This is a genomic window from Haliscomenobacter sp. (assembly GCF_041740695.1).
Lineage (GTDB): Bacteria > Bacteroidota > Bacteroidia > Chitinophagales > Saprospiraceae > Haliscomenobacter.
On the sequence record NZ_JBGSLK010000040.1, the window covers coordinates 1 to 16,576 of the forward strand.

Sequence of the window (16,576 nt, forward strand, 5' to 3'; positions counted from 1 at the left end):
AGACTTTAGATGTGAGCTACCGCAGCTACTTGTACCACGGCTGTTTTTAAGTCGCTGCGTTAGCACACTTCTAAACTCTTAAGTCATGTATTCGTAACTCTTAACTCAAAAACAACCTATCCTAAAATTAGTAGACAATTCACAAATTAGCGGATAACCAACTTGCCTCATGTTAATTGTTGTTACTCACCCTCCTCAGTCTTAAACTTCGCCAACACCGGCCTCACCAGCTTAGGCCGCTGTAATTCGTGCACATAAATCGCCTGGCCTACCTTGCCTAAAAACGGCAGTCCAATCTCATCGTACTCGTATTTGCCATCGTTAAAAACTTCATCGTTATTGACCCGAATGGTGGCCGCTACCATGAACTCAACGCCATTCTCAAAATCTACGACATAGGCGACATCGCTGAGGAAGCCATAAGCCAAGCCCACTTTATTAAAAATGCGGATGTTGTTGGGAATGGTCAGTGGTGCTTTTTTATCGCCAAACAGGAGGAACTTCACATAATTGTCTTCTTCCGCATGTTCAGGATAAGCTGGATGCATACTTTCGCGGGGATAAGCCGACATACATTTGTACAAAAATTTGTAGTCCTCTTCGCTCAGGTCAAAGCGTTGTTCGGGGCGTACGGCCTCGGGGAAAAGTACGGCCTTGAGCATATCGTGCATTTCTTCCAAACCCATATAATTGCGGTTCAAAAAATCAAAAGGTTGATTGATCATGGTGGTATCCCCCTCGATGTAGCCTTTTCCTTGCAATTGTTTGCGCAAATTGAGTCGTGGATAAGCGGCACTCATCACCTGCCCTTGTTGGAAGATGGGGTTTTTGAGGCTGTCAAAAAAAGTAATCGGATTGGTATACCGGTTGCTTTCCACATCAAATCCCGGCACCGACAAGCGATGAATGATGCGGCTGCGTTTGTAACCCTTGTTCCACAACTGTTTGTTGAGGTATTCCTGGCCCAGGAATTCGTACAAACGGTTGTAGGCATCGTTGTCGCTCACCAAAAAGATTTTTTTGATGTACTGCGCAATTGAGGGCTGGCCATTTTCTGCACTGGTATCTTCCGTTGCGGTAGTTTGGGGTGGACGTCCGGCACCCGTATGCATGGGGCTGAATTTGGACAAACCTTCCACCTTGATTTGATTGAGTTTTTCCAGTGCTAAAAATGCAACGGGCATTTTGACCATACTGGCAGGGTAGTAGTACAAATTGGTATCCAAGTTGTACGTGTAGGATCGAAAGGATGGAAAATTATTGGCATCGCGATCAATCTGGGTGTAGATGATCTGCACCTGGTAGCGATCTACCTTAGTGAGGATGGAATCCATCCCGGGGCCTTGTTTTTCCAAAATCAAACGCAGGGTGTTCTTTTGTGCGTTTAAGTTGGGCAAAAAAGCCAAACACAAAGAAAAAACAATGAGGATCGATCTACTCATCATCGTGGTTTTTGAGATTTAAACTGTAAAATTTTAATCAAGGCTTTAATGTCGCCATCAGTATGTAGACTGCTCAGCACGATGCGCGTAACCAGCTCATCTTGCGGCGTGGGGTATGGAAAACTGGAAATCAGGATTTTCCGCTCTGCTAAAAACGCTGCTAGTCCAGAATTTGCGGTATAAAATACGGGATATTCCGGAAAAAAATGAAAATCTGAGCCAGTCGATAAATATTGTACGAATTGACGGACATTTAGTTGCAGTTTCTGCCGAGCTTTTTCATAAATCGCCTGCCCTTGCAACAAGGCCCACAAAAACGCAGGCGAAGGTGGCGAGGCCCCGCCAAAATAAGGATTGCGCAGCAAACGATCCAACCAGGATTTTGGGCCCAATACTACTCCGGCTGGAATTCCCAGCGCTTTGCCCAAGGAACTGACGACCAACAATTCGGCTCCGGCGGGCAAAATAATTTGTGGATAAACACCTCGTCCATTTTCCCCCAAGACCCCAAACCCATGTGAATCGTCGATGACAACGATCAATTCCCGCTGGGGCTTCAAATCCTGCAACCAGCTAAAATCAAACTGCCGTACATACAATGGATCAACCGAATTGGCGGCCAGGATCAAGGGCGGGCCAGGTTCATTCGCTAGTTCTTGTACTTTTTTCACCCAGTCTTCCCAGCTTTTTATCATTGGTCCAAACCCTGCCCAAATGGCTGGATGTGCCCCCGGTGCCGGAAATACTTCACCATGAGCCCCCAATACTTTCATCAACAATTGCCCGGCCAAGGTGCCTGACGACAACAATAGTGCTTGCTCTGCCCCAACATATTGAGCCAAAAATGCCTCGGCTTCGCCAAAAATATTGATTTGAATATTGGACAAGCGGGAGCCTCCAAAATGCAAGCCATACCGCTGGATGCCTTCCTGCACCAAGGCTTGTAAATCCTCATTCCAGGCGGCGCCCAAGTAGCCTGTACCACTGAAATAAAGCCAGTTTTCCGCGTCGATTTGGGTGCTTCGACCGGGGAGTTGATTGATTTGATACATGCCTGGTGAGTTGAGGGGTTGAGAAGTTGAGAAAGTTGAGGGAGGTTGAGGAAGGTTTAGGCTACCGCAGCGACATAGACAAGGGCATGTCAAAATCGCTCGCGGCAGCCTCAACTTCTCAACCTCCCTCAACCTTCTCAACTATTCAAAGGTAATCTTCACACCCGCATTCACCACAAAACCATCCATCGGTGCATAAATTTCCTTGAACAAAGGGTTGTTGGGAAAACCGGAATAAATGGCCCCGTAGCGGGTTTGCCGGGCATCCAAAAAGTTTTCAAAGTTGAGAAAAAATGAGTACTTATCCCAGCTTTTTTCAGCCATGAACCCACAAATCCAATAGGCCCGGCTGCGTGCATCCTCGCCACTCAGGCGTTGGGGACTAAAATAATAAGCCTCCAGGCCAAAACGCCACTGGTCTTCCAATTCATACATCAGTACTGTGTTGATGCGGTGTTTGGGCGTCAGGGGCAATTGGATTGAAGTGCCGCCATCTTTGCGTTTCGCGTCGGTCAGGGTATAGCCTACAAATAATTTCCAGGGCTCCTGGTAACTGAATTTAAAATTTGTTTCAATGCCTCTGGTCGTGTAATTGCCTTCCAAATTGATGAAGTGATAGGGCGAGCTCTGGTTTTGAGTTTCCAGAATCAGCGGATGATTCAATTGGGTGTAAAAAAACAACTGGTTCCAACTATACGTAATTTCCTCATCCAAAAAGGGCAATTCAAAACTGCCTTGGTAATTGAAATCAAAATTGACCCCAAAAGAGCGCTCCAAACGGAGGGCATCTGCATCCGGCAAAGCAATACCTCGGTAGGCCAGGGCTTCACTTTCTTCCGTAAACAAAGTAGGTGCCTTGTAGCCCAGGCCGATGTTGATGCGAGCCGAAAAATCTTTGGTCATTTTGTACAAAACGGCCAAACGAGGCAATACTGCCGCTCCATATTGTTGGATCAAATCGGTACGTAAGCCTGCTTCCAGGGTGTACTGCTCGTTGGGACTCCAGGTATATTGGGCAAAAGTGCCAAAATTGCGCAGGTTGTAGTTTCGCGGCGGTAGGGGATTGCGACGGGTTTGTAGGGTGCCTTCTTCAAAATGTTCATTAACGTAATTGATCCCGGCGATCAGCTCCCGGTCGTTGTCGGGCCGCAAACGGGCGTGTAGTTCCGAAAAAGAATTCAACTGTGCACCCTTAAAACGATACTGGGGCTGACTCAAATCCCGATTAAAACGCCCAATGCTGTTGCGCAGGCTGAATTGTAGGCGTTTGCTGAATTTATGGTCGATTTGTAACTGGGTGGCAAAACGATTGCTTTTATTGCGTTCAAAATAGCCCCATTGAGCACGACCCTGGACGTATTTCATGTCGCCACCCAGGCGATTTTCCACACTGTAATTGAATCCAGCCTGAATGGTGGTATTTTCCTGAAAATAAAACCAAAAACGAGGATTGATGCTCAAACGATTGAAGCGGGGAATGGCGGAAAAGCCCACATCAGCAGGGTCGTAGGAGGCGCCCGAGTTGCGCGAAGCCAGGAGGGTGAAGCCCACATCATCGTCGAGTTTGCGACTGGTAAACGCACTGAGGTCGAGGCCGCCCGCTGAGCTTACATTGGCCAAAAGGCGGGTGAGGGGTTTTTCTTCGGGTTGGCGGGTGATGAAATTGACCAAGCCGGCAATCGCTCCGCCGCCGTAAAGCGTGGAAGTGGAGCCCTTGATGACTTCCACCTGTTTGAGATCCAGGGGCAAAATTTGCAACAGACCCAAACCACTGGACAACCCTGAGTACATCGGTAGCCCATCGCGCAACAACTGAGTATATCGCCCATCCAAACCTTGAATCCGAATGGAGGCGTTGGCCGAAGTGGCCGAGGTTTGTTGGGTTTGAATGCCCGTACTTTCGTTGAGCAACATGCGGACGTCGCCGGGCTTCATGTTGATTTTTTCTTCCAATTCTTCCAGGGTGATGACTTCGACCCTACTCGGAATCCGTGCAATGGCTCTACTGCTACGGGTACTGCGAATGACTACTTCTCCCAGTTCCTCTTCTGCTTCATAAAGGGAGAAGACAATTTGTACATTTTTAGCCAATGGAAAAGTAGCACTACGCTGTTGTGTGCGATAGCCCAAATAACGGCATTGCAGGGTCTGGGCTCCAGCCGGAACACCTTTCAAGATGAGCAAGCCCGCCGAATCGGTCTGCCCCCCAATGTTGAACCCTTCTACCAAAATGGCCGCACCCGGCAAGGGTTCCTGCGTAAGGGCATCGCGAACTTTGATGCTGACAGTGTTTTGGGAAAAAAGGGAAATAGCGGGGAGGATCAGTAAGGCGCAAAGCAGTTTTCTCATTCAAAGGCTGTTTCGATGGGAAATAATAGACTTTATGGACAGAAGTAACTCAAAAAGACCCCGTTCTGGCCAAGTGAGCTTCTGTTCATAAAGTCTAATGGACAAAATTAGCTAAAATGAGCAGACAGTATCTAAACTCGGAAATAAAAACACCCTACTCGCGTTCAAAACTTGGACCGACCTAAACTTTGACCCAATGCACAAAATTTTTACACTCCTTGGATTGTGCCTGTGTAGCTTGCTTTTGACTGCACAAGCACCAAACCACGTACCTGGTGAAATCCTCTTGCAACTTCAGCCCAATAGTGATGCTACCCTGTGGGCTCAAAACAAACTGGAGAAAAAAGTTCAAACAGGCTACACCTGCATCCAGGCATTTGCACCTGTAGCAGCAGCACTCAACATTTGGAAAATACAATTTGATCCGAATTGTATGGATGAAACCCAATTGCTGAACCTGTTGCGTCAGGACCCTGCCGTCGCGTTGGCTCAATTCAATCACTATGTCGAACTACGCGGCACCACGCCCAATGACCCACTCTTCCCCCAGCAATGGCAGTGGTACAACCAGGGCCAAAATGGGGGGAGCCGAGGTTTGGACATTGGCTTGCAGCAAGCCTGGGATACCACTACTGGCGGGGTAACTGCTCGCGGAGATAGTATCGTTGTGGCAATCATTGATACGGGCATTGATACCAATCATGCGGACTTGCGCCCAAACCTTTGGCGAAATACTCAGGAGATTCCCAACAATAGAATCGATGATGATCGGAATGGGTATATCGATGATTATCGGGGTTGGAATAGTTTACGGCTCAATGGAGACGTTACTGAAGACTTCAACTCAAGTGCCCATGGTACTGGCGTTGCCGGAATTGTTGGAGCAAAAGGGAACAATGGCATTGGAGGAACTGGGGTGAATTGGGATGTAAAACTAATGACAATCGTTTGGGGGAATGGAAGTGGCGACGAAGAGGTTATCCTCCGTAGTTTTAATTATGCCTACACTCAACGCAAGTTATACAATGAGACAGGGGGTAAAAAGGGTGCCTATGTAGTGGCCGTTAATGCCTCCTGGGGTGTTTCCGGGTTACGTTCATCAGACTATCCAATTTGGTGTACATTCTTTGATAGCCTCGGGAAACAAGGTATTTTAACCGTTAATGCAGCGGGAAAACAATTAGTCAACACCGAAGAATTTGGAGACATGCCTTCTGGTTGCCCCAGTGATTATTTGATTGTCGTTACCAATATTGACAATCGGGGAAAACTTCGACAAGCTTATGGCCCTAACACCGTAGATTTAGCTGCTCCAGCACAAAACGTCCTCGTCCCTCGTTTACGTGAAGGCTATCGCGAAGATAAAGGCACTTCTTTTGCTGCACCGCAGGTAGCTGGAGCCATCGCTTTATTGTATTCCTCACCCTGCGTCCAATTAGCAGATTTAGCCCACCAATCTCCAGCCGAAGCCGCTCTTTTGGCCCGACGATTGATTTTGGATGGTGTAGAACCGATTGCTGATTTGCGTGGAAAAGTAGTCACTGGTGGATATCTGCGGGCTGATAAAAGTTTACGTTTGCTTTCGGCTTATTGTTACGCTGAAGCGCGGCAAAGCCCGCAACTTTTAGCCCATCCCAATCCTTTCCACGAACAACTCCTAGTGCCCATTCGTAGCACCCAGGCCATCGAGAATGCGACGCTGGAAGTGTTCAACCTGCAAGGACAGCGCATGTACAGCCAAGTAGTCAATATTCCGGCGGATTTCCCTGGTTTGGTGGAAATTGATGCCAATAATTGGCCTCAAGGGATGTACCTGTTGCGTTTGCGTTGGGGAGGAAAGGAAATGGTGGTGCAAAAGGTGGTAAAAATCTGATCGCGGAGTGAAAAAACTAAACGCATCATTTCTAAGGTGATTCCTCGGGTGTCTTAGGTTTCTTAGGTGGTGAAAACATACCCTGCTACGCAGGTTTTTTTATTTTCACCACCTAAGAAACCTAAGACACCCAAGGAACCACCTCAGGGTATACATCAAAGATGCTCAGCATTTTACTTCTCCAATTCCTCTACCACCTTGCGCACTTTAGCCGTATACGCACTTAGATACGCTGGAAGCCGGCTGTCATCCGTATCAATGCGCCAAACCCGCGGCGCACTTTTGCCAACCTGGATTTCCAAATAGAAGCCACCTTGATCTGCACAATCAGGGCAACCCAAAGTTTCCCCTTCTTCCTTGTAGAGTTCGGCGGGGAAATCTGCCAATAATTTGGTTGCCAACTCGATGTCTGCTTTGGACAGTGATTTGTCTTCAAAATCCATACCAGGCTCTGGGTAACCCCGCTCTACCTTGTCGGCAAACAGGCCACCAGCTTTCAGGTTAAAGGTGTGGGTACAATTGCCCAAACAGTGCCCGTAGTAGGTGCCAAATACAAAATGGTCTACATCACCCAGATTTGCAAACGCAGGGGTAGACAAATCATCACTATTTTGTTGGGAACAAGAAAAAGCACCCAGCAAAAGGCAAAGGATGCTCAACAAACTCAATTTTTTCATGTCGGATTTTTTTCTTGTTAGACGGGTATAAGTGGATCAAAGGGTTGGTAAAAAATTAAAATTTTAATCGCAAAGCCCCAATCGACAACCCCGCAGCGGTGCCAATGAGCAGTACGTCCTTACCCGTTTGCAATTTATTTTGCGCGTACAACTCATACAATCCCAGGGGAATGGATGCAGAAACGCAATTGCCATAAGCACTCAGGGTATTCACCACCTGATCATCAGTCAAGCCATAACGCTGCATAAAATATTCGTTGCCAAATTTGCTGGCTTGATGGGGTACGATGTAGTTATAGTGCTGAATGGATTGGGCCGTTTGTTGTTCCAATTTAACCAAAAAATCATCCAAATAACGCAGGGTCATCGTAATCAACTGACGGCCATTCATTTGAAAAAAGAAGGAATTGGGGTCAGTATCGGGTTCCGATCCTCGTCTTTTGCTGCCTCCGGTCGGAACGATGGCCAATTGGGCACCAGCAGATTGATTGATGAAATAAGCTGGTGCTGGAAGGTAACCCAGTTCATCATTGGCCTCCAGAATAACTGCCACAGCCGCATCACCAAATAAGGTATAGGTTTTGGCATCGGCAGGATTGAGTGCCCTTGAGGGTAATTCAGCAGATACTATTGCCACTCGTTTTAGCCCCCGATGTTGGAGATAAAGATGTGCTATGTCCAGGGCATGCAAAAAGCTCAAACAAGTGGCATCCACATCAAAACAAGGAAAATCAGCGCTATTCTGGTCAATCGCTTGTTTGATCAAACAGGAATTATGGGGGATTGGGTGGTCAAAAGAAGCCCCAGCATAGAGCAATAAATCCAACTCCGCACAGGTCATTTCTGCTTCATCCAGTGCCTGTTGGAGTGCTGCTGCCGCAATCGAGGTAATGTTGTCGCTAGGATTGGCCCAATGACGGGACTGTACTCCAGTATTTTTTTCGGCCCAGCCTAGTGGCAGGCCACTTCGTATTTCCAAATCTTGAGATAAAATGGCTGAACCAGGGAGAATGCGAGAGCAGGCTTTTAGGTGTATTTTCATTTGCGGTTTATTTTTTGCCTAGCGCGTTGTTTTGCCACGAAGGCACAAAGACCCTAAGGCATTCTTAGTGTCTTTGTACTTGTGGAGCAGGACAATATTCCGCAATATTTTTTGAATAGGCGCTACAGTTCGCAGTAAATCAAGTCTTCGGTTAGGTTGCTACAAGGATAACGCCAGGTAATGTTTTCACCTTCGATCAAGTCATCGGCATGTTCCGGGCCCCAGGTGCCTGCGGGATAACCATATATCTTGATGTCGGGATTGGATTCCCAGGCTTGCAAAATCGGATCAACAAATTCCCAGGCAGCTTCCACTGCGTCACCCCGCGCATAAAGGGTGGCATCACCCTGGATACAGTCGAGCAACAAACGCTCATAGGCCTCCGGAATATAGGCATCGGTGAGGTCGCTGTAATGGAAGTCCATGTTGACATCGGTGGCCTGTAAACCTGCCCCGGGGATTTTCATGGCAAACTTCAGCAGAATCCCTTCATTAGGTTGAATCCGAATGACCAGAATGTTCTCCGTATTGGGCAAACCATTGCCTTTGTTGAACAAGTGATGGGGCGTAGGTTTGAAGTGGATCACGATTTCAGTCACCCGGGTAGGCAGGCGTTTTCCCGTACGGATGTAAAATGGTACGCCCGACCACCGCCAATTGTCGATGAAAAACTTCATCGCAAAGTAGGTCTCGGTGCGAGAATCCGTAGCAACCCCCTCTTCATCTCGGTAACCCGGTACCAATTCCTTATTGATGTGTGAGCTGGTGTACTGACCCCTGATGACATTTTTCAGGATGTCTTTTTCCGACAAAGGCCGCAGCGATTGGAACAACTTCATCCGTTCATTCCGAATACTGGCTTCTGAAGCATGTACAGGAGGCTCCATGGCCACCAGGGCGACCAATTGCAAGAGGTGATTTTGCACCATATCGCGCATGGCCCCAGAGCCATCGTAATACCCACCACGTTTTTCTACGCCTACGGTTTCCGCGGCAGTGACTTCGATGTGGTGGATGTAGTTGCGGTTCCAGATGGGTTCAAAAATGCTGTTGCCGAACCGGGTGATCAGCAAATTTTGCACCGTTTCTTTGCCCAAATAATGGTCAATGCGATATAGCTGAGACTCATTGAAGTATTGCAGCAACTTTTGATTGAGGTCCAGCGCTGTTTCCAGGTTGTAGCCAAAGGGCTTTTCGATGATCAAACGTTTCCAACCATCTCCTTCGTCATTCAACCCTACTTCTGCCAAACTGCGTGGAATGACTTCGTATAAACTAGGTGGAGTGGAGAGGTAAAAAATATAGTTGTCATCGGTATTGCACTCCGCATTGATCTGCTGCAAACGTTCCTTGAAGGCAGGGTAATCTTCGGGCTTGTTGGTTTGCATCGCGTGGTAATAAATGCGCTTGGCAAACTTGGTCCGGTCGCCGTTCCCACCTACGTCTTTGAGGTGCTCGTTTTGGAAAACGACCTTTTCTCGGTATGCTTCGTCAGAGAAAGCCGAGCGGCTTACCCCAACCACCGCAAAGTTTTCGGGTAAAAAACCACGACAATGTAGATTGAATACGGCGGGAATTAGTTTTCTTTCGGTCAAATCGCCAGAGGCACCGAAAATCACCAGAATATGATTATCCGTTTTTTTCATGTCAATTCGCTTGGGTGAAACACAGGTTAAAACTGCTCCAAAGATACAGCGTAAGTAGCAAATATTTTGAGCCAACATCTTTGGCCTTGAGATTGTTTCTTCATTGAGTCATAATTCACCATACTTATGAAAATAGGAATTGCAGCCGATCACGGCGGTTTTGAGCTCAAGGAAAAACTGAAGGTACAGCTTGAAAAACAGTACCTTAGTATCAGTGATTTTGGAGCTGATGCCTATGATGCCAACGATGATTACCCCGATTTTGCGATTCCCTTGGCCAAAGCGGTTGGAATGGGATTGGTGGATCGAGGCATTGTACTGTGTGGCAGTGGGGTTGGTGCTTGTTTTACCGCCAACAAGGTCAAAGGAGTGCGCGCTGCGCTACTTACCGAAACCTATTCGGCCCATCAAGGGGTAGAGCACGATGACATGAACATGATTTGTATCGGCGGTCGTGTGGTTGGTGAAGAATTGGCCTGGGAAATCGTCCAAGCCTTTCTCAAAGCCCAATACAGCGGTGAAGCCCGCCACGAACGTCGTTTGGACAAAGTAAAACAGCTTGAAAAAGAGCAATAATCCAGCTTCACTATAGGGACAAAGTAGTATCTTGCCCACCTAAGTAGTGGGGCAAAAAAAATGAACATTTATTTTTTTATCGCCCCTAAAATCATTCCATATTTTATGTCACAGCAATTCGACTTCGGCATGGTTGGCCTGGGAGTAATGGGCCGCAATTTCATCCTCAACGTAACAGATCATGGGTTTTCGGCCATCGGCCTCGATACCGATTTGGCCAAAGCCAATGCCCTTGAAGAAGAAGGTGCTGGAAAACCCGTAAAAGGGACCACTGCCAAAGAGGAATTCATTGCCGCCTTAAAAAAGCCACGCAAAATCATGTTGCTGGTTCCTGCCGGTGGCCCGGTTGATGCGGTCATCGATAGCTTTTTACCTTTATTAGATAAGGGCGATTTGATCATCGATGGTGGCAACTCTTTTTTCGCCGACACCAACCGCCGGGAGACTTACCTGAGTGCCAAAGGCATCCATTTCATGGGCATTGGCGTATCGGGAGGTTCCCATGGTGCCCGTTTTGGCCCCAGCATCATGCCCGGCGGCGACGCAGAGGCTTACGAGATGATTAAGCCAATTTTGGAAGCCGTTTCTGCTAAAGTGAATGGCGATCCTTGCGTAGCTTATCTTGGGGCAGGTTCCTCGGGTAATTATGTGAAAATGGTGCACAATGGCATCGAATATGGCTTGATGCAACTCATTTCCGAGGCTTATGACGTATTGAAACGTGGCGTAGGTTTGAGCAACGATGCCTTACACGAACTCTTTTCAGGCTGGAATGCCGGGCGCCTGCAATCTTTTTTGGTTGAAATCACTGCACATATTTTCTCGGTAAATGATACACTAACAGACCAAAAGTTGGTCGACATGATCCTCGACCAAGCCAAACAAAAAGGCACGGGCAAATGGACTTCCCAAAATGCCATGGACCTGGGCATCCCGGTACCAACCATCGATATGGCCGTAACCCTGCGTGAGCTCTCCGCCTTGAAACCGGAAAGGGTAGCTGCTGAAAAAATTTACGGCCCAGCTCAGGCGATCAACGAAGATGCGGTCACCCTGGCTGCTGCCGTTGAACAGGCTTTGTACTTCAGCTTCATTGCCACCTATGCGCAAGGCATGGCCCAGTTGACCGATGCTTCCAATGAATACAAATATGGCTTGAACCTGGAAACCGTCGCCCGCATCTGGCGGGGTGGTTGTATCATTCGGGCTGCTATGTTGGAGAACTTCCGCCAGGCCTACCAGAACAATCCAGCGCTGCCCAATTTGTTGCTCGATGCTGACTTGGCCAGCTCTTTACAAGTAGCTCAAGCAGGCCTCCGTAAAGTGGTGGCTGCCGCCGTCAGCAGTGGCATTCCGGTGCCCGCTATGTCAGCCAGTTTGGCCTATTTTGATGCTTACCGCAGTGCTCGTTTGCCACTGAATTTGGTGCAGGCGCAACGCGATTTTTTTGGCTCTCACACCTACGAACGCACCGACCGGACAGGTATTTTCCACACCGATTGGGCCGAATAAAGCATTTTTTTGCCATGATCGACATTGCATCTAATCAAGATATTCCTGCCTTGGTAGCGCTGATCAATAGCGCCTACCGGGGTGAGGGTTCTAAACAGGGTTGGACGACCGAAGCAGACCTCATCCAAGGACTGCGTACTGATGAAGACAACCTCGCGGAGGTCATCAATGATCCCGCTACTACTTTTTTGAAATACACCAACGAAGAGGGAGAAATAATCGGCTGCATCCGGCTGCAACAGCAGCAGGATCGGCTTTACCTGGGTATGCTGACGGTATCGCCGGCTTTACAAGCACAGGGATTGGGGAAAAAGATGTTGAAAGCGGCTGATGAATTGGCCTTGGCCAAAAAATGTCGCGCCATTTTTATGACGGTGTTTTCCGTAAGGCCCGAATTGATTGCGTGGTACGAGCGGCACGGTTATCAAAAAACGGGTAAGGTCATCCCGTTTGAGCACAATGAAAAATTTGAAATTGTGGCGCAGAAATTGGAGTTTTTGGAGTTGGAGAAATTGATCGGATAAGGTTTAGGCCTATTTCTTCTTCAGTACTCAAATGAGGAATATTGCCTTCCGCAATCCCGGCTAAAACAAAGAAGCCGCTGCAATTTTGCAGCGGCTTCTTTGTTTTAAAACTTCACAACTCGCTCTACTCGTTGCCTACCATTCGCCTCCAGACGAACAAAATACATCCCGGCGGGCAATTGCGCCAGATTAATCGGAACATCTGCCTGCTGTACCCCGCTCAATTGAACTTGTCGGAGTACCTGCCCAATCGGGCTGATCAGCTGTATTTTTAGATCTGCTCTTTCACGGAGTTGCACCCGCAGCAGGGTTTGATCGTATGTTGGATTCGGAGCCAGACTCAGTTTTTCCACTGGTAATTCCTGATCGCGGGCAGATACCGTAAAATTCACCGCCAAATCCAGAACCGAGCTACAGCCAAAACGGTCGGTTACCGTTACACTGTAAGGCCCTGCCGGAATTTGGGCAATTTGTGAGGTCGTTGCACCGGTTGTCCATTTGTATTTATAGGGTGCACCATTGCCATCACCACGCACGGCAATCGAGCCATTGCGCATGGTCGCCCCCGTCGCATTGCGGATGGTGGAACTCAGGTTCAGTCTGGCAGCACAACGCAGCATGTTGATGTTGTCCAGGTCAATCCAGTAGTCGCCAGCTCCCCGGGTTGCCACAATCCGAATTTGAATGTAGCGGGTTGCATACGCACCCAGCTTCACAGTCACGCGCTGCAGCTGCGTTGAAGAGATATGATTGGCAACAGTGATGGATTGCAACGGCACAAAGGTGCGCCCACAATCTATAGATACCGACACATCCAGGCGATCGTTAGCGGTCAATGTGGTTGCGGTAATGTCATTTCCTGAAATATTCACGTAGCGGTATTCAAAAGTAAGGCTGTCATTGGCAACGATGGGGCCAAAGGTTGGCGTGGTAACCCGTAAGCTGGCATCCCCGCTAAATAGGTTATCCGACAAGGTGAAGCTACTGTTGCCCCGATCCTTGACCACCACTGCATCAGCGTCGATGGTCCAATCGCGAGGAATACCACCTCTCTCGAAGTCTTCCCCAAAAGGCACCGGATAAGCAGAATTGAAGGTAAAATAAGCAGTATCGTTGGCCGCTTGTACATCCCCCACAATCCAGGCTTTGATGTTGTAAGTGCCTGGCGTAGCGGAGTTGAACGTACCCCGGAAAGTATAAGCATTTTTGGCGTTGGGCAAAAGGGTAAATCCGCCCACGGTTTCGGTCACTACCGGGCCGTTGTTAATGCGGTAGGCCACGCTGAAGTTGGTCGCGTTGTTGCGGCTCAGGTTGCCAATTGAAAAGGCCAGTTGATCGGCTGCGTTACCACAAGGATCCGCGCTGGTGTTGCGCACACTCAATGCCAACAAGTCCCGTGTAGGCACATGCACTTGAATGTTGTCAATCAGCGCACCTTCCAGGTTGTTGGCAAAATCAGAGAGGAAAGCAAAACGGATGCGTACATCGGGTGCCGAAGCGGTGCCAGGCAGGGGATGTGAGGCTGTGAACCAACCCCGCACGCCACCATTGTTGCTCCAAATTTGGCGGGTAACATTGTTGTACCAGTTGATGCCACTGGTATTATCCCCCAATTTTGCCCAGGATTGGCCTCCGTCAGTACTGAGTTCTACCCAAAGTCCGTCGCAGCAACCTTCCATATCCAGTTGAAGCGCAAAGGTCAAAACCGGATCAGCAGTCAGGCCGGAAAAATTAAAACAAGGCGAAGAAAGGTATGAAACTTCACTGCTATTGTAACTGCCATTTAGCTTGGTTGCCCATACTTGTGAGCCGCTGAAAGCCTGGTTGAGTTGGCGCTTGTTGGGCGTACCCAATTGCCAACTGGCATTGACGCTGCTTTGATCTACAGTCCAGCCGGTGAACCGATCCTCTAATAAATTGGTGTATGGGTAGGAGTTGATGGTTGGCAAGCTGGTAAAAGTATAACGCAGGGTATCGTTGTCACTTACACTGTCCCCTTTCATCTCGGTCCAGGCATCGATCACGTAATCCCCGGGAGGGAATGAATAAGGATTGTCAAATTCGGCTACATCCGAACTGTCGCGGCCAACTACACCAGTGTATACGCCATCTTTAGGCATACTAATTGGCACGGGTGCACCATTAACTGCATATTTAAAGGGCACCAAAGATTGCGGCTCGCCACCGTAATTGTGAATCAGCACCCTTACTGTGTCGCCAGATTCCAGGCCACAATCGGTAATAGGATCTTCAATGCCGGAAATGCCCAAATCAACGGCCCAGCGGGTTTGGAAAGCGAAGGGCCCGAGCACCAAACTCGTATCGGAAGGATTACTACAAATCACACTCAAGTAGAGATCGTAATTTCTGTTTTGAGTAAGGTTGCGCAGTATCGTACGCGTTGCCGTAGTCCGTACAACGGTGCCTAGCCCTTTATTCGGAGTAAATCCTTTAAGGCCGTACTCCAATAAATAAGTCCCTCCGGTGACGTTACCCACCCAGCTCAACTGGCTGGTGAATGCACGTACATCTTCAAACGTTACACTCGGTCCAGGAGGAGGTGCACAAGTAGGGCAGGCCACGGTATCGCGCAGTACGACACCTGCAACCGGGTTGTTGGTTCCGGTGGTGTACACTACTTTTCCTTCCTGATTCAGCAGTGTATATCCTACCTCTAAATCAAAGGGACCTGGTTTGTAGGTCAGCCGCAAACTGTCCCCATTGTTCAAGGTCAAATAGTGGCGGGCTGCGCTCCCATTGGTAAGGGTATATACCGTAGCTCTGGCGTTGATGCGTACTTCGAGTTGGGCACCGTTCCAGCCATCGCCAAGTTGATCTTTTAAATCCAGCGTGTAAATACAGGGATTAGCTTGAGCGTAAACCTGCTGGGCAAGGCAAGCCATGAATGAGAAAAAAAGTAGAGTCTTAATCCACTTCATAATGATTGTTTTGTAGAATTTTAAACAAGCTCTTGGGCTTTGAAAGTATTTTTGAGCCTGCTAAAGTTAGTAATTTAATCCATATTGCACTCCCTTTAACGCCAGGAGTGAAAACAGACGACAGTAATTTGTCAAAACCCTAAACATTTTAGCAGCTTTGATGTTAGAGCCTGTAAAAATTTAAGATTTTACAGATGTGAGGAATGAGAAAAAAGGAATCAGCGGTAATTTGGTTGGAGAAAATTTGCAAATATGTACCCAACCAACATCACTGATTCCCAATGGGAAGTTATAAGTTCTTTGTTTGATACACAACGTAAGCGGAAATATTCTTTGCTGGAGATTATCAACGCCATATTTTATCTAACTCGCAGTGGGGTTCAGTGGCGGATGCTCCCTAAAGATTTTCCGCCCTATGGGATTGTATACTACTACTTTAGGAGTTGGCAAGTCAGCGGTTTATGGGAGCGGATCAATCGCCATGTAGTTGAACAAGAACGAATCAAACAGGATCGACTTGCTTCCCCTAGTGTTGGGATCATTGATTCACAATCGATTAAAAACCGAGAGCGAGGACTTGGGGATAAAGGCTTCGATGGGCATAAGAAAATCCAGGGCCGAAAGCGGCATTTGGTCATTGATTCTCTAGGTTTAGTTTTAGCCGTTATGGTTGGCCCTGCAAACAATCATGATGCTTGTGCCGCTAAAATTTTACTTCAAAAGTTAGCATTGGTAGGCTTTGAGCGAATGAAAATCATTATTGGAGATGGTGCCTATGAGCACTTAGCCGAATGGTTGAACGAAAAACTCAAATGGGTACTCCAGATTTTCAAACGCAGTGATACTGCTAAAACGCCTTTTGAAGTCTTACCCCAGCGATGGAAAGTCGAGAGGACGATTTCTTGGCTCATGTGGTCAAGAAGGCTCTCCCTTGATTACGAAGC

Annotated in this window: 12 protein-coding genes; 5 read left to right on the plus strand and 7 right to left on the minus strand. The window is 48.0% G+C overall.

Annotation, left to right across the window (positions count from 1 at the left end):
- Positions 1-182: 182 nt before the first annotated feature.
- From ACEW9O_RS08535 to ACEW9O_RS08545, 3 genes are all read right to left on the minus strand, one after another.
- Positions 183-1,442 (minus strand): serine hydrolase, encoded by a 1,260-nt coding sequence (locus ACEW9O_RS08535; protein WP_373549727.1) that lies wholly within the window; start codon positions 1,440-1,442, stop codon positions 183-185.
- Positions 1,442-2,494 (minus strand): aminotransferase class I/II-fold pyridoxal phosphate-dependent enzyme, encoded by a 1,053-nt coding sequence (locus ACEW9O_RS08540; protein WP_373549728.1) that lies wholly within the window; start codon positions 2,492-2,494, stop codon positions 1,442-1,444. Before ACEW9O_RS08540 ends, ACEW9O_RS08535 begins: the two co-directional genes overlap by 1 nt.
- 141 nt (positions 2,495-2,635) lie before the next feature.
- A complete protein-coding gene (locus tag ACEW9O_RS08545) occupies positions 2,636-4,843 on the minus strand; it encodes a TonB-dependent receptor domain-containing protein (RefSeq protein ID WP_373549729.1) in 2,208 nt (735 codons plus the stop codon).
- Positions 4,844-5,039: 196 nt separating this feature from the next.
- On the opposite strand from ACEW9O_RS08545, the gene ACEW9O_RS08550 reads away from it, so the two are divergent.
- Complete coding sequence (locus ACEW9O_RS08550; RefSeq protein ID WP_373549730.1) at positions 5,040-6,716, plus strand: S8 family serine peptidase; 1,677 nt, start codon at positions 5,040-5,042, stop codon at positions 6,714-6,716.
- A gap of 173 nt (positions 6,717-6,889) precedes the next feature.
- Here the strand turns inward: ACEW9O_RS08550 and ACEW9O_RS08555 are convergent, their stop codons facing one another.
- The 3 genes from ACEW9O_RS08555 to zwf all read right to left on the minus strand — a co-directional run bounded on the left by ACEW9O_RS08555 (position 6,890) and on the right by zwf (position 10,081).
- The gene (locus ACEW9O_RS08555) at positions 6,890-7,393 is read right to left on the minus strand and encodes a hypothetical protein (RefSeq protein ID WP_373549731.1); all 504 of its coding nucleotides are present in this window, start codon (positions 7,391-7,393) and stop codon (positions 6,890-6,892) included.
- A gap of 55 nt (positions 7,394-7,448) precedes the next feature.
- Positions 7,449-8,435: a 3-oxoacyl-ACP synthase III family protein gene (locus ACEW9O_RS08560; RefSeq protein ID WP_373549732.1), complete on the minus strand. Its 987-nt coding sequence runs from the start codon at positions 8,433-8,435 to the stop codon at positions 7,449-7,451.
- A 122-nt stretch (positions 8,436-8,557) separates the two neighbouring features.
- Entirely contained in the window at positions 8,558-10,081 is a 1,524-nt protein-coding gene (gene zwf / locus ACEW9O_RS08565) for a glucose-6-phosphate dehydrogenase (protein WP_373549733.1), read from the minus strand.
- Positions 10,082-10,207: 126 nt separating this feature from the next.
- Here zwf and ACEW9O_RS08570 point away from each other — a divergent pair, with 126 nt between their 5' ends.
- From ACEW9O_RS08570 to ACEW9O_RS08580, 3 genes are all read left to right on the plus strand, one after another.
- The gene (locus ACEW9O_RS08570) at positions 10,208-10,657 is read left to right on the plus strand and encodes an RpiB/LacA/LacB family sugar-phosphate isomerase (RefSeq protein WP_373549734.1); all 450 of its coding nucleotides are present in this window, start codon (positions 10,208-10,210) and stop codon (positions 10,655-10,657) included.
- Positions 10,658-10,762: 105 nt separating this feature from the next.
- Complete coding sequence (gndA, locus tag ACEW9O_RS08575) at positions 10,763-12,169, plus strand: NADP-dependent phosphogluconate dehydrogenase (RefSeq protein ID WP_373549735.1); 1,407 nt, start codon at positions 10,763-10,765, stop codon at positions 12,167-12,169.
- 14 nt (positions 12,170-12,183) lie between these two features.
- Positions 12,184-12,693 (plus strand): GNAT family N-acetyltransferase, encoded by a 510-nt coding sequence (locus ACEW9O_RS08580; RefSeq protein ID WP_373549736.1) that lies wholly within the window; start codon positions 12,184-12,186, stop codon positions 12,691-12,693.
- Between the two features lie 104 nt (positions 12,694-12,797).
- Here ACEW9O_RS08580 and ACEW9O_RS08585 read toward each other — a convergent pair whose 3' ends face one another.
- The gene (locus ACEW9O_RS08585; RefSeq protein ID WP_373549737.1) at positions 12,798-15,632 is read right to left on the minus strand and encodes a T9SS type A sorting domain-containing protein; all 2,835 of its coding nucleotides are present in this window, start codon (positions 15,630-15,632) and stop codon (positions 12,798-12,800) included.
- Positions 15,633-15,884: 252 nt separating this feature from the next.
- On the opposite strand from ACEW9O_RS08585, the gene ACEW9O_RS08590 reads away from it, so the two are divergent.
- On the plus strand, positions 15,885-16,576 hold a 692-nt coding region (locus ACEW9O_RS08590; protein ID WP_373549738.1), incomplete at its 3' end, for an IS5 family transposase.

Excerpts from the sequence above, each read along its gene's own strand:
- ACEW9O_RS08535 (WP_373549727.1), bottom strand. The coding sequence starts at position 1,442 with ATGAGTAGATCGATCCTCATTGTTTTTTCTTTGTGTTTGGCTTTTTTG.
- ACEW9O_RS08540 (WP_373549728.1), bottom strand. The coding sequence starts at position 2,494 with ATGTATCAAATCAATCAACTCCCCGGTCGAAGCACCCAAATCGACGCG.
- ACEW9O_RS08545 (WP_373549729.1), bottom strand. The coding sequence starts at position 4,843 with ATGAGAAAACTGCTTTGCGCCTTACTGATCCTCCCCGCTATTTCCCTT.
- ACEW9O_RS08550 (WP_373549730.1), top strand. The coding sequence starts at position 5,040 with ATGCACAAAATTTTTACACTCCTTGGATTGTGCCTGTGTAGCTTGCTT.
- ACEW9O_RS08555 (WP_373549731.1), bottom strand. The coding sequence starts at position 7,393 with ATGAAAAAATTGAGTTTGTTGAGCATCCTTTGCCTTTTGCTGGGTGCT.
- ACEW9O_RS08560 (WP_373549732.1), bottom strand. The coding sequence starts at position 8,435 with ATGAAAATACACCTAAAAGCCTGCTCTCGCATTCTCCCTGGTTCAGCC.
- zwf (WP_373549733.1), bottom strand. The coding sequence starts at position 10,081 with ATGAAAAAAACGGATAATCATATTCTGGTGATTTTCGGTGCCTCTGGC.
- ACEW9O_RS08570 (WP_373549734.1), top strand. The coding sequence starts at position 10,208 with ATGAAAATAGGAATTGCAGCCGATCACGGCGGTTTTGAGCTCAAGGAA.
- gndA (WP_373549735.1), top strand. The coding sequence starts at position 10,763 with ATGTCACAGCAATTCGACTTCGGCATGGTTGGCCTGGGAGTAATGGGC.
- ACEW9O_RS08580 (WP_373549736.1), top strand. The coding sequence starts at position 12,184 with ATGATCGACATTGCATCTAATCAAGATATTCCTGCCTTGGTAGCGCTG.
- ACEW9O_RS08585 (WP_373549737.1), bottom strand. The coding sequence starts at position 15,632 with ATGAAGTGGATTAAGACTCTACTTTTTTTCTCATTCATGGCTTGCCTT.